The sequence below is a fragment of the Peribacillus sp. B-H-3 genome (assembly GCF_048572925.1).
GTDB lineage: Bacteria > Bacillota > Bacilli > Bacillales > DSM-1321 > Peribacillus.
Map to the genome: position 1 here is coordinate 2,885,468 of NZ_CP183879.1, position 13,300 is coordinate 2,898,767.

11 protein-coding genes and 1 riboswitch are annotated in these 13,300 nt (G+C 40.8%); of the genes, 1 reads left to right on the plus strand and 10 read right to left on the minus strand.

Features of this window, described 5'->3' with window-relative positions:
• Positions 1–7: 7 nt before the first annotated feature.
• From thiM to ACN6MY_RS14415, 10 genes are all read right to left on the minus strand, one after another.
• Positions 8–799, minus strand: coding sequence for a hydroxyethylthiazole kinase (thiM, locus tag ACN6MY_RS14370; protein ID WP_419880809.1), 792 nt, complete (start codon positions 797–799; stop codon positions 8–10).
• 16 nt (positions 800–815) lie between these two features.
• Complete coding sequence (locus ACN6MY_RS14375; RefSeq protein WP_419880810.1) at positions 816–1,811, minus strand: ABC transporter substrate-binding protein; 996 nt, start codon at positions 1,809–1,811, stop codon at positions 816–818.
• A gap of 22 nt (positions 1,812–1,833) precedes the next feature.
• The gene (locus tag ACN6MY_RS14380; protein ID WP_419880811.1) at positions 1,834–2,607 is read right to left on the minus strand and encodes an ABC transporter permease; all 774 of its coding nucleotides are present in this window, start codon (positions 2,605–2,607) and stop codon (positions 1,834–1,836) included.
• On the minus strand, positions 2,576–3,367 hold the full coding sequence (locus tag ACN6MY_RS14385) for an ABC transporter ATP-binding protein (RefSeq protein WP_419880812.1): 792 nt from the start codon (positions 3,365–3,367) through the stop codon (positions 2,576–2,578). Before ACN6MY_RS14385 ends, ACN6MY_RS14380 begins: the two co-directional genes overlap by 32 nt.
• On the minus strand, positions 3,351–4,022 hold the full coding sequence (tenA, locus tag ACN6MY_RS14390; protein ID WP_419880813.1) for a thiaminase II: 672 nt from the start codon (positions 4,020–4,022) through the stop codon (positions 3,351–3,353). Before tenA ends, ACN6MY_RS14385 begins: the two co-directional genes overlap by 17 nt.
• Positions 4,019–5,314, minus strand: a complete 1,296-nt coding sequence (locus tag ACN6MY_RS14395; protein ID WP_419880814.1) for an acetylornithine deacetylase — start codon at positions 5,312–5,314, stop codon at positions 4,019–4,021. The genes tenA and ACN6MY_RS14395 overlap by 4 nt, the downstream gene beginning before the upstream one ends.
• A gap of 88 nt (positions 5,315–5,402) precedes the next feature.
• Positions 5,403–5,505, minus strand: a riboswitch (TPP riboswitch).
• 126 nt (positions 5,506–5,631) lie between these two features.
• A complete protein-coding gene (locus ACN6MY_RS14400; protein WP_419880815.1) occupies positions 5,632–6,192 on the minus strand; it encodes a nucleotidyltransferase family protein in 561 nt (186 codons plus the stop codon).
• 956 nt (positions 6,193–7,148) lie between these two features.
• Positions 7,149–8,657: an aminotransferase class V-fold PLP-dependent enzyme gene (locus ACN6MY_RS14405; protein WP_419880816.1), complete on the minus strand. Its 1,509-nt coding sequence runs from the start codon at positions 8,655–8,657 to the stop codon at positions 7,149–7,151.
• Positions 8,658–8,880: 223 nt separating this feature from the next.
• Entirely contained in the window at positions 8,881–9,885 is a 1,005-nt protein-coding gene (locus ACN6MY_RS14410) for a Gfo/Idh/MocA family protein (protein ID WP_419880817.1), read from the minus strand.
• Between the two features lie 45 nt (positions 9,886–9,930).
• Positions 9,931–11,508 carry a histidine kinase N-terminal 7TM domain-containing protein gene (locus ACN6MY_RS14415; RefSeq protein ID WP_419880818.1) on the minus strand — a complete coding sequence of 526 codons (1,578 nt, stop codon included), beginning with the start codon at positions 11,506–11,508 and terminating at the stop codon, positions 9,931–9,933.
• A 444-nt stretch (positions 11,509–11,952) separates the two neighbouring features.
• Here ACN6MY_RS14415 and ACN6MY_RS14420 point away from each other — a divergent pair, with 444 nt between their 5' ends.
• On the plus strand, positions 11,953–13,287 hold the full coding sequence (locus ACN6MY_RS14420; RefSeq protein WP_419880819.1) for a peptide MFS transporter: 1,335 nt from the start codon (positions 11,953–11,955) through the stop codon (positions 13,285–13,287).
• Positions 13,288–13,300: the final 13 nt, after the last annotated feature.

Genomic DNA, 13,300 nt, shown 5'->3' on the forward strand with positions numbered 1-13,300 from the left:
TCTCCTTTCACTCGATAACACGGATTTTCTGTCTTTCATCGAGTTCTTTTACTGAAACCTTCGATAACTGGTTGAGAAATTCAATCTGGAAACTTCCTGGGCCATCTACCAGCGTTTTCTCGGCTGCCAGCTCGGCTGCCACTCCATAAAAAGCGCAAGCCTCTGCAGCTGCTTTTAGAGGATTGCAAGATGAGGCTGCAAATGCCGCCGTGACAGAGCTAAGCAGGCAGCCTGTCCCTGTTACCCTTGTTAAAATATGATGTCCATTCCCGCACAGGTAGGCAGTTTTTCCATCTGTAATCACATCTTCTTTGCCTGTAATCACTGAGATGCAGCCAAACTTTTGGGCGGTTTTCCGTGCCAAGCTTATTACGTCCACTTTCCCATCGCCAGCATCGACACCTTTTATGTTCCATTCTTCTCCAATTAAATGGGAAGCTTCTGCAGCATTTCCTCTAAGTATCGTAACCTGAACTTCCTCAAGAATCCGTTTTGCTGATTCTGTACGATAAATTGTTGCTCCTGCCCCAACCGGATCAAAGACAACCGGCACACCATGTTCATTGGCAGATTTTCCTGCTATGATCATAGACTTAACTGCCTTTTCATCAAGTGTCCCCATGTTTAACACTACGGCGCTGGATATTTTCGCCATATCGGCAACCTCTTCATGTGCATGGGCCATGACAGGTGATGCTCCCATGGCCAATAAGCCATTTGCGGTAAAATTGGTTACAACAATATTCGTAATATTATGGATAAGAGGATTATTCATCCTTACTTTTTCTATCGTATCCATTCTGCTCTCTCCCGTCTTAAATGTTTTCAAATGCTTCGCTTGCTTTAACGTTTGTTTTTATCACTTTACTGTCATGCAGCCACTTTGTTATTCTGTCCCAGGATGCGGGATCTTGATAGCCAAACGGCTTGTTTTTCGCATCCATCAGAGGTAATAAAATGTTCAGGCTTTTGGTTTCAATATCTTTTTCAAGCGGAGAAGTTTTTTCTTCATGCTTTAATAGAATTGATAATCCCTTATCAGGTTGTTTTTGTACAAATTCCTGCCCCTTTTTAATGGCTGACATGAATTTTTTATAAACACCCGGTCTTTCTTTTAGCCCTTTATCACTAGCAACAAGCACCAGCTCATAATAATCTGGCACTCCGTAGTCTGAGGGATTAAAGCTTCTCATCTTGTGTCCTTCTTTTTCAAGCAGCAGTTTTTCGTGATTGATATACCCGCCGATCAAGCCATCAGTCTTCTTGGCTGCAAGCGCCGGGATAAGATTGTAGCCGACATCTGCCATTTTCACTTTTTGGGGATTCCCGCCATCATTTTTTACCATTGTATGTACAATTGCTTCATCTAGCGGTATGGATGGATAGCCTACCATTTTCCCCTCTAAATCACTTGGAGATTTCACCTGGCCGTCTGCAGGCACCAGCAATGTATTTAATGGATGCCTGACTATTGCGCCGATCGATTTAACCGGTATATTTTCTGACCTGGCTATAACGATCTCTGGCTGGTAACTGATTGCTAAATCCATTTTTCCTGCGGCGACCAGCCTTAATGGATCGTTTGTATCTGCCGGCATTTTAATATCCACATCCAGTCCTTGTTCTTTAAAGTAACCCTTCTCTTGTGCAGCATATAAAAATGAGTGAACGGCATTTGGATACCAGTCCAGCATCAGACTGACTTTCTGCAAATGATTATTTGAATGCTTCTTATCTGCCTGATTGTCACCTGAGCAGCCGCCGATCAATGTAAGGCAAATAACCGTAAAAAGAATAAATAGTTTTTTCATCAATATCGTTTCCTTTCTTTAATTAGCTCTCTGCATGAAAATGATGTTTCAGCACTTTTTTTTCAAAAACTGTAATTAGAAAAAATAAGATCATGCCAAGCAGGGAAAGAAGAAAAACAGAAGCGAAAACGGCATCTGCCTGCAGGTTTCCTGACATTCTGCGACTAAAATATCCAAGTCCTGCACTGCCTCCCAGCCATTCGCCAATCGTTGCGCCTACAACGCTGTACACGGCCGCCATTTTCAGGCCAGATAAAAACACAGGTAATGCAAGCGGTATCTGCACTTTCCTGAAAATTTGAAATCTGCCGGCGCCCATTGTCCTAAGCAAGTCGCTGTATGAACTTTGTCCTAGCCTTAATCCATCGTATGTACTGACGGCAATAGGGAAAAATGCTGTCAAGATGGTTACAGCTACCTTGCCCCAGATGGAATACCCAAACCACATAATGAAAATGGGCGAAATCGCAATAAGGGGAACAGTTTGTGAAATAACCAAAAAAGGGTAACAAATTTTTTCCAGCACTTTTGAAAAATGCATGGCTATACCCAGCAAAATCCCCCCTGCTGCAGAAAGAATGAATCCGATTAGCACCTCCTGCAGAGTTACAGTCACATGCTGCAGCAGGATCATGGCATTTTCATTAAGAGATGTGAAAATTGCTGTTGGAGCCGGAAGAATAAATGATGGAATATCCCCCCTTTTGACCATCCACTCCCACAAACTTAAAAAAATGACTGCAGCAAGAATAAATAAACCATAATTATTGCTCCATTGTTTCCATGTGCTCTTCATGCTGAATCAGCCTTTCCAATTCTTTTCTTTTCTTCAAAAAAAGCGGCTCGTAAATAAAATCCGGAGTCCTTGGCCTCGGAAATTCCACCTTTATTTCTTTAAGGCTTCCTTCCTTTTTACCAAGTATATAAATTCTGTCACTTAACAATATCGCTTCCTCAAGATCATGCGTGATAAATAAAACGGTTTTCTCCAGCTCTCCCCACAGCTCCAGCAGCCAGCTTTGCATGCTGCGTTTTGTCATTGAATCAAGTGCACCAAAAGGTTCATCCAGCAATAAAAGGTCTTTGCCTGTCATAATTGTTCTTAAAAAGGCAGCTCTTTGCTTCATCCCACCTGAAAGCTCATGAGGATAAGCATTTTCATAGCCGGATAATCCAAACCTGTCAATCCATTCCACAATTTCTTTTGTGCTGCGTTTTTTATCTGCCCCTGAAAGTTCCGCCGGCAGAAGCATATTTCCAAGCAGTGTCCTCCAAGGCATCAGCAGATCCTTTTGCGGCATGTATCCTACCTTGCCAAGTATATTTTTAGATAACAAGCCTTTAAGTGCAATACCTCCTCTATCAGGCTGAAGCAAACCTGAAATCAGTTTAAACAGAGTGCTTTTTCCTGAACCGCTGGCACCAATGACCGAAACAAATTCTCCTTGCTTTACTTTCATGGACAGATCTATAAAAATAGGTTTTTTGCCTTTTTCAGCGGGAAAGGCAAATGACAGTTTTTCTATTAACAGCATATAGTCAAACAGGCCAATCATCTCCTTTGTACACGCTGTCCCAGAACATATATTCAAAGCGTGAAGATGTCATGAAATGGTCAGTGAGAATATCAAGTTCCAACATAGGCTTTCCATCTGCCAGTGAATCCAGGAGCTTGATCAGCCACTGTGCAACCTTGCCGAATTCCTCAGAAGCATACATTGAGACCCATTCACCGTATAAAGGATGTGCGTCAGAGCCAGGGTATTTTTTTTTGAGCATTCTCCCGATTTCCCAGTAGCTCCACATACATGGTAAAAGAGCTGCAGCTAATTCTGCAAGGGATCCATTTTGTCCTGCATTAAGCATGTATCCTGTGTATGCAAGGTTTGTTGGGGTAGGTGAGGAATCTTCCAAATCACGGCAGCTTATACCAAATTTTCTTGCGTAGTTCCGGTGCAGCTCCATTTCACCGTGCAGTGTCTCATTCAGAATCCCGGAAAACTCACTCATCGTCTGAAAATCACGGGCTTTTAAGACCCCTAGAGCAAATAGCCTGCTGTATTCAATTAAAAAGATATAATCCTGCTTCATATATCTGATAAAGGCTTCTTCAGGCAATTCACCAGTGCCAATACCGGTAATAAATGGATGATGGTGTGTTTTTGCCCAAATTTCCTGTACATTCCGATGCAGTGTTTGAGTAAATGTCATTCCTTACCCTCCTTTTTGGTGTTGCACCATTTCGAAATAAATAATGCCATGACCTTCATATAATCGATTAATTGCCGAAATTCAATTTTTTCGTTTACCGCATGTGCATCTTCAAGCTTTCCAGGTCCAAAGATGACTGCAGGAATACCTTTATGGCCAAACCATCCAGCATCATTAACAGTCTGAGACATGCCAGTACGCGGTTTCTCTGTTAATTGCTCGTTGAATGATGACATTAGCGTTTGGGTTCCTCTATGATTTAGGTCAAGCTCCAGTGAAGGAAAGATTTCTCCCCTATCCTCAAGCATGGATTTCCCTCCCCATTTAAAAACCGGCATATTTTCACTAAGCCAGGGATCAGAAGCAGCCACACGCCTTACATGATTTTCTATATCCTTTATGATTTTTTCATGATTTTCATCAGGATAAAAATGTACTGTTATCCAGAGTGAACACCTATCTGCAATGAATGCGGCATGCCGCCCTCCTTCAATAACTGCAGGGTTTATCGTATTGGAGCCGGGAGGGAAACCAGCATACGACTTTGTCACAGCCCAGTGGCGTTCCAATTCCTGAAGGCTTTCTATAATCTTCATCATTTTTTCAATGGCACTTGCTCCGAAAATCCCTCCGCCTGCAGTATTCATCCTTGACCGGAGTCCATCATGAAAAGTTTCTTTGCCCTGAATGGTTATCCAGCCTGTTATAACACCTCCCTGTCCCTGAATATGCATATCACTTGTATCAGCAACAATAGCGAAGTCTGCTGTATAGCCCCTCTCGATGCAGGAAAGTGTGCCAGTTTCTCCTGCCTCCTCACCAGTAACAGATTGAAATTGCAGATCGCCATTGAGAGGGATTTCAAGCTCTTTTAGGAGCTTAATGGCCATCAGGGAGGCAGCGATACCTCCTTTCATATCTGCAGCGCCTCTGCCATATAGATAGGGACCCTTCAGGCTTGCAGTAAATGGATTATTATCCCACCCGCAAATATCCCCCGTTTCCGCCACATCCACATGTCCGTTAATAATTAAACTGTTATATGTATTGCTTGATTTTCCCGGCATAACGCCAGCAACGTTCCAATCGCCGGGATAAAGTTCCCACTTCTCAGTTTGAAAACCGAGTTCTTTTAAGTAGCTGTCCATATAATCCTGGATGCTGGCTGTGTTTCTGGCAGGGGGGCTAATTGTCGGAAAAGCTATGAGCCGGGTTAAAAGCTGCAGCAGTTCCTCGCTCTTTTCTTCAGCTTTTTGTGAAATGATGCTGGCTAATGCGCTGTAACCCTCCATGTTATACATCTCCTTCGTTTGAAATATGAAAAGCCCGCTCCTGAAATAGGGAGCGGGCGGAAAGGCAATGCCAATATAAAAGATGACAAAAACGTTTCTTTCAGCTTCCCTACGCTGGTATGATCCAGATCAGGTTCAAAGGGTTTAGAACAATTGTTCAGTCTCAGCCAATGGCTCCCCTAGTGAAATTCGTACATATGTAATTTTTCATTAAGAAGGTTTTTATAATACCTTTTAATGTGAATCTAAGATAGCATACTAAAAAAAAGTTGTAAAGAATAATTCCTTTTCATGGCTCCTGCTTTCCTGTGTTTAATTCAGCTGAATATCTTAATTTCTGGCCATGTTTGATCCCAGCCTTTCTTAGCCCTGCGATCCTTGTAAACCTGATGATAAGGACCAGACTTGGAAAAAAGGGGGGTGGGCCTCACCTCTAGTGCCAGAAGATCATTAACACCCCAGGGTGCAGCCAGTTCCACTTTGCCTTTTTCATTGAAACGGACTCCCAGTGCTGTGGCTGTTTCAGGAAAATTAGACATAGCCTCATATGATGAGGAATAGGGCTCCATGTGATTCACTTTATGCATCCTGGCTTGATTTTTAACAGACCAGGGCAAGTCAGGGAGAATTTTGCCAAGTCTCAGCTCCAGCTCTTTTTCATAATCTTCTTGTATATTCGTTTTATCAAAATAAATCACATCAATATCAGGAAGCTGCGTTTTTATTGTATAGCCGTGCAGCACATCCCAAACCTTTGAGCGGACAAAGCCTGCACATATCCACCAGTCAGGCAGGTTAAGCTGCCCGGCGGCCTGCAGTACGCTAAGCATCCAGGAATCTCTTTCAACTAAAAAAACAATGTCTTTTCCGCTTTTCATCTTTTCTCTCCTTGCTGGATAATGGCTTGTTTAAATATAGAAGATTCTCACTAAGGATTATTCCTGTTCATGCTATAAACCATGTCACCATTTCATGACAAAGCCAGCCGAAGAAAATATCACTATTTTATCTTACTGCTTATCTATCTTTTATGGTATAATATGGGACAAAGTTAAATTGTTTTTTCATGGTAATTCGTATTTTTTTAAAGTCTTGAATATAATTAAAAAACAAGCGCCTTTAACGTGCTTGCGCTTGATTAAAAATGGCCGCAGCACTGCCAATACTGCGGCCAAACATGAATCGCAAGTGAGCGCTGCCTTATGCACAGAGTTATTTTTTGCCCGTCCGCCTATCAGGGCGGGTTATTTTTTTACAGCCGATGCAATTTGAACAATAACGCCAAATAACACCACAACAAATGTCGCAGTTGCAAGGTCCATAATCTCACCCTCCCCTCTGGAAGGAAGACACCGCTCACTGCTTCAACATGCCTTTATTATCATTGTAACCAAAATATTGAAATCAGCAAACTAAATTTTCGGAAAATTTATTTTTCATAAAAGAGATACAAGCAGCCTGCATCCATACTTTTGAATTGGGATGCGTGAAATTACCCCTAATTTTAATGTACTACATATACTTTTTTGCGGCTAAACTTTTTGACTTTACTTTCTTGCATCCGCAATAACTTCCAGGTCTATGTAACTATCTTGCCTTGTTGTTTTGGTCTTTGACTTGTTATGGAGCCTTATCCCTATATAAAGCCTTCGTATCAGATTTCAGTTCGCCGAGCAAAATTTTATTCCTCGGTTCCTCCAGCCACTAAGGTACCTTGCGCCTCCTTAGTGGCTGGCCGAAGTGTGCACCCCGAGGCGGGCTTTTACCGACTAGATAATTGCCATGCCTGATACTAAAAAAAGGGCTGCTCATTAAACAGCCGAAACAATTTTCCTTATGGATTATCAAGCTGGAACATTTTATATGTTTTGTTTCTTGCTTCCCCAATAAATTGAAAATCATTTGTCTCTTTGTCATAACTGTAGTCTTTTTTCCATTCTTCAATATTTTCCATGATCATCTTCATGGATTGCAGGAATCCATAAACTTCTTCATTCGACATAGTTGGATGGACGGAAACCCGCACCCATCCAGGCTTTTTTGACATGTCTCCTTTTTCAATTTCCTGAAAAATGGAATTTGACGTAATTTTATTGATTTTCAGCAGATAATGCCCGTAGGTTCCTGCACACGAGCACCCTCCCCTGACTTGATAGCCAAATCTGTCATTCAAAAGCTTGACGATGAGATTATAGTGTATGTTTTCTGCTTGAAAGGAAATGATGCCGAGCCTTTCTGCTGCGTTTTTTTCCAATACGGTGATTCCTTTTATTTTCTGTATTCCGGGCAGGAGAATATTCAAAATTTCTTTTTCCCTTTTTAAAATAAACTCGGTCCCCATTTGCTCTTTAAGTTTGATGCACAAGGCAATCCTGATGGTTTGCAGGATTGCTGGAGTACCTCCATCTTCCCGCAGTTCGATCGAGTCAAAATATTTATGCTTTCCCCAGGGATCGGTCCAGATAACCGTGCCTCCACCAGGATGGTCTGGTACAGAATTTTGATATAGAGCGGAATCGAATATCAATACCCCGCTTGTGCCTGGGCCTCCCAGAAATTTATGGGGAGAAAAAAAGATTGCATCGAGCTTTTCCAGCTCATCCTCAGGGTGCATGTTAATATCTGTGTAAGGAGCCGATGCCGCAAAATCAACCAGACAGATACCTCCGTATTCGTGCATCACCCTGGCCATTTGATGATAGGGAGTCATAATTCCTGTAACGTTGGAGCAGGCAGAAAAAGATCCTATTTTCAGCTTCCTGTTTTTATAGGCTTCTAGAAGCTGCTTCAAGTGATCCATATCAACATTTCCATTCTTCGCCGGTCTGACTATTTCAACATCGGCAACGGTCTCAAGCCAAGAAGTATGATTTGAATGATGCTCAAGATGTGTAATAAATACAACAGGACGCTCTTCTTCCAAGATGCTGATTTTATTTTGAAACCTTTCCGGTATTTTCAAGCCCAGAAGTCTTTGAAATTTATTCACAGCAGCGGTCATGCCGGAACCGCAAGTGATAATGACATCCTCTTTTCTGGCTTGAACATGGTTTTTGATGATAGTTTGAGCCTCTTTATATGCCAGGGTCATGACAGAGCTAGTAGAATTAGATTCTGTATGGGTGTTTGCCATAAAAGGGCCGAATCTTTCGCTTACTGTTTTTTCAATCGGCCGATATAACCTTCCGCTTGCGGTCCAATCGGAATAGATTAGTTTTTTCTTACCATATGGAGTGTTTATCATCTTATTATTTCCTATGATGTGTCTGCGGAACTTTTCGAAATAACCTTCAAGATTTCCATAATACAAGCACTCCTTTTCTCCGATCCTTATTGTAATCATAGAAGCTATCCCCCCGCAATCTGCCTTTTAGTTTCAGTATATGAATGAAATCAGGCTATGTTCATCATAACGGCTTTTAAACAGACATAGTGCTTTGCTTAGTTCTTTGAAAATCCCATTAGCTATAATATTTAATAATAAAATTATGTAAACAACAATACAGAAAAAGGAATCCAGTAATAGATTCCTTTTTTTACCTATAATAATTGTTTTAATTTTAGTCTTAATATAAAACCGTTTTTTGTTTTTCAGCGGATTCATAGGCGCATTCTATCAGACGTGTCAGCATAATTGCTTTATCCATATCATAATCAGGTGCTTTTTTTTCATTTATAACAAAGTCTATGAACTGAGCGCTTGGAAGCTGAGCATCCTTTAAAAGACTAGCTGTGTCAACTGGCGAAAGATCTTCGTGTCCTGGCAGTGATTTGGACTGCAGGAGCACCCTCATGCCGGATTCATTATGGCCGGATATGACTAAAATACCCTCAGTGCCAATAATCTCCAGCATATTATCCAGGCGGTATGAAGCGAAAGATGTGTGGGCCGTACCTATTGCTCCTCCTGCAAATTCGATTACAGTCGTGGATATTTCATCGCTTCCAGTCCCATAAAGCTCATTCATTAGACAAGTGACTTTAACCGGTTCTCCGCAAAAATAGGGCAGAAGGTAAAGCCCGTGGCATCCTAAATCGAGGGTAACTCCTCCGCCGGTCTCCGAAGAATCGAACCAGTAGGGAGGCAGCATGTTTTTATCGATGGCAGCTTGATGGGCCCGCCTGAAATAAACAGATGTCACTTTGCCGAGCATTCCCCCATCAACGAGCTTTTTAGCATATTGGTAGGCACCTATTGTTTGTGATTCAAGGGAAATCATAAATTTTACGCCATTTTCTTCGATGGCAGTTTGTATTTCTAAACAGTCTTCTACTGTGAGGGCAAGTGCTTTATCAGTAAAAATATGTTTTTTAGCGCGGGCGGCCATTAAGATCACTTCTTTATGCATGGTGGTTGCACATTCAACCATCACTGCCCCTATATCCTGTCTTTTCAGTACTTCTGCCAAATCTCTTTCAAAGGGAACACCAAATTCCTCTGCGACCGCCCTTCCCCTTACTTCATCATTATCCCAGACGGCTTTGAGTTTGGCTTTTCCTGTTTGCAGAGCCTCCTTGACAAAGCCCCTTGTGTGCACATGCCATGTACCGGCCAACAGCAGATTTACCATTTCGATCTCCTCCTGCTTCATTTTTTAGTATTGCAAAAAGAAAGATTAAATATAAAGGGCAGCAGGCCGAATGCTCACTGTATTTCTTCCCCGTTTTTTTGATTCATATAAAGCTTGGTCAGCATCATGGAACAGGGAATTCAGATTCTGGTGATTGCTCATTTCTGCTGCTCCGAAGCTGGCAGTTATATGAATAATTTTTCCATCTGTTATTAATGGGCATTCTGCAATTTTTTTGCGGGTTTCTTCGGCTATTCCCCCCGCTTCTTCTATAGAAACTCCAGAAAGGGAGATGACAAATTCCTCGCCTCCATACCTGGCCAGAATATATTCCGGTTTTATGAATTTTTTGGATATATTGATAACATGCTTAATGGCTTCATCTCCGATTGCATGCCCGTACGTATCGTTGATTTGTTTAAAGTGGTCAATATCAAATAAAATGAGTGATAAAGGCATATTGCTTATTTTGCATGTTTCTATCATTTCAGCAGTTTTTTCGGTGAAATATCCTCTATTAAATATGTTAGTCAAACTGTCTCTGTAAGCCATTTGCTGCAGGGTATTTCTCATGATTTTTTCCTTTGTCATGTCACTTATAATGACGGCTCTTCCTGCCAGCTGATTTGCATTCTTATATACTGGAAAAGAGTGAAGCAGCCCGTAAGATAATTCACCATTGCGATTCCACTCTATTTCTTGCTCAAATGAAGCGGAATCCCCGCTTAATACTTCGGGAAGCACTGCATTCGGCAACATATTTCCCCATACACCATAAAATTCCTTGCCGATTATAGAATTGTTTAACTCTGGAAACATTTTAATGGCAGCACCGTTAAAATCAGCAATAAGATTAGCCTTATCCATAACAAGGACAGCATCACGCATATTTTCTATTATACGGTCACGCGCAATGGGAGCTACAACAAGCATATTGGAAGACAAAATCGCTGTCAGGTAAAGAGCAGATGTCAGGCACATGATCGTAGGGACCGGATCCATATTATATGGGGCTTTTCCAACTAAATACAGAAACGAAGCTGTCATAGGCAGCAATAACGCTGACATCATAGCAGCAAGCTGAAAGCGGTAGGAAGATTTCACCCTTCGTGCATGCCATATAAGGATGCAAAAAGCTGCAAACAAACATCCGAATGTAAAGCTTCCATGAATAATATAAAAGATGCCAATTTTGTAATCAGCCAAAAGATAGGAATCTTCTTTATGAAGGATAATTGATTTGTAGAACAGATGGTGAATGCTATTTGTATATATCATGATTACGGTTATCACCGGAACGCTAAATAGCAGGATCATATTTTTTCTGGTTATATATTTATCCAATCCAATGAATTGTAAAGCGAGCAGCACATTCAAAGGTGATATAAAAGGCAGGCCAAGATACTGGATCTTTACCATCCATTCTATTTCTGACAAGGAAGTTCCCGTTAGTTCAAAGGCATGCCCGAATACATAAAAACAGGAAGTGATATTAATCAGGATGAACGTTCCACTCCCCTTCACCCTGCTTCTTTTCAAAAATGCCAGGATACCCAATAAAACACTGAATACGCCGGAAATTGAAATAATAACAATATAATTAAAAATAAAGATATTCATCATATTAACTCCATAATCTATTTAATTACGTTCATTATAATGCATTTTAAACGATACCGGTTAAATTCTGTCATTTAATCATGATGAAGCTGCATATTGGCTTTATATTACAACTTTAGCTCCCAGCTATTCTTTCTAATCTAACTTATTTCAATCTTTAAAAAAATAATATTATTTCAAAAAATAAAAATAAATTTTTTAATATACTTTTTATGTAATTACTTTCTAATTTTGCAAGAAAAATATCTGATATATCTAGTTTTTAGAACGAATAAGCAAAAAAATCACTTTTCCAATATAATTCAATTGCTTAAATATTGTTTTTTTAATAAAATAAAATTTACGTAAGAGTTAGTGAGTTTCGGCTCCTGCCGTTTGAATTTTTTGAAAATGTAAAAAACATTTTAACTTTCAGGCGTATTTTATTTTTTTAGGGGGACATGAATTATGGAAACGGCTATAAAGAAAGAGGCTGTGAAGCAGCAAGAGAGCAGGAAAAAACATCCTGCGGGCTTGTACATGCTTTTCGCAACTGAGGCATGGGAACGTTTCAGCTATTATGGCATGAGAGCCATTTTAGTGCTTTATTTGACAGCAACAGCTGCTAACGGCGGACTTGGCGTTGATAAATCAACTGCTATGAGTATTTATGGTTTACTTACGGGTGCCGTTTATATCACGCCTATGATTGGCGGATACTTGACAGATAAATTCCTTGGAAGAAGAATAGCCATTCCTATTGGCGGAGTATTAATGGCGCTCGGGAATTTCATGCTGTTCGTAAATCAGAGCATGACCGCTTTATACATTGGGCTTATCATCATGATTATCGGTAATGGCTTCTTCAAGCCAAATATTTCAACACTTGTCGGCGATCTATATGGCAAGGATGATCCGCGCCGTGACGGTGCTTTCACCATCTTCTATATGGGAATTAATGTAGGGGCATTTTTCGCACCTTTAGTAGTTGGACTAATGAGCTATAAATATGGTTTCCTTACTGCTGCAATCGGAATGATTGTGGGCCAGGTTATTTTCAATTTATCTGCCAACCGCTTCTTGGGCGATATCGGCAAAGAGCCAACAAGCAAACAGCAGCCCGCTGTTTCTGTTCAAAAGCATGCTGCTGTACTGACTAAAAAAGAAAAAAGACGTACATTTGCCATTGTCATTCTTTCGCTGTTTGTAATTGCCTTCTGGGCTGCCTTCGAGCAGGCAGGAAGCTCGCTTACTTTGTATGCTCAAGATCAAATTGACCGGAATGTGTTTGGCTTTGAAATTCCTACAGCGTGGTTCCAGTCTTTAAATCCGCTTTTCATAGTCATCTTAGCTCCTGTTTTATCAGCAGTCTGGTACAAGCTTGGAAGCTCTAAACGCGGAGACTTTAAAACTCCCACTAAAATGGGTATGGGATTGGTAGTCGTCGGTTTAGGCTTTATGGTATTGCTGCCTGCTGTTATGTATACAGGAAATGATAATTCTTTAAAAGTAAACTTGATGTTTATGGTAGTAACTTATTTCCTTCATACACTTGCTGAACTTATGATATCACCGGTTGGACTATCGATGGTAAGCAAAATTGCACCGCTTAAACTAGCCTCGCTTCTTATGGGTGTATGGCTTGCAAGCTCTGCAGTAGCTAACTTTGTAGCAGGTCAGTTAGCTGCATTTACTCAATCGCTGGGCTATCTTGAAATTTTCAGCACGATTGGTTTTGTGACTATTGGATTAGGTATCGTTCTCCTTCTTCTGACAAAACCAATTACAAAATTAATGCAGTAACTGCATCTTAACA

Bases quoted from the DNA above. Each gene is read 5' to 3' on its own strand.
- thiM (WP_419880809.1), bottom strand. From the start codon at position 799: ATGGATACGATAGAAAAAGTAAGGATGAATAATCCTCTTATCCATAAT.
- ACN6MY_RS14375 (WP_419880810.1), bottom strand. From the start codon at position 1,811: ATGAAAAAACTATTTATTCTTTTTACGGTTATTTGCCTTACATTGATC.
- ACN6MY_RS14380 (WP_419880811.1), bottom strand. From the start codon at position 2,607: ATGAAGAGCACATGGAAACAATGGAGCAATAATTATGGTTTATTTATT.
- ACN6MY_RS14385 (WP_419880812.1), bottom strand. From the start codon at position 3,367: ATGATTGGCCTGTTTGACTATATGCTGTTAATAGAAAAACTGTCATTT.
- tenA (WP_419880813.1), bottom strand. From the start codon at position 4,022: ATGACATTTACTCAAACACTGCATCGGAATGTACAGGAAATTTGGGCA.
- ACN6MY_RS14395 (WP_419880814.1), bottom strand. From the start codon at position 5,314: ATGGAGGGTTACAGCGCATTAGCCAGCATCATTTCACAAAAAGCTGAA.
- ACN6MY_RS14400 (WP_419880815.1), bottom strand. From the start codon at position 6,192: ATGAAAAGCGGAAAAGACATTGTTTTTTTAGTTGAAAGAGATTCCTGG.
- ACN6MY_RS14405 (WP_419880816.1), bottom strand. From the start codon at position 8,657: ATGATTACAATAAGGATCGGAGAAAAGGAGTGCTTGTATTATGGAAAT.
- ACN6MY_RS14410 (WP_419880817.1), bottom strand. From the start codon at position 9,885: ATGGTAAATCTGCTGTTGGCCGGTACATGGCATGTGCACACAAGGGGC.
- ACN6MY_RS14415 (WP_419880818.1), bottom strand. From the start codon at position 11,508: ATGATGAATATCTTTATTTTTAATTATATTGTTATTATTTCAATTTCC.
- ACN6MY_RS14420 (WP_419880819.1), top strand. From the start codon at position 11,953: ATGGAAACGGCTATAAAGAAAGAGGCTGTGAAGCAGCAAGAGAGCAGG.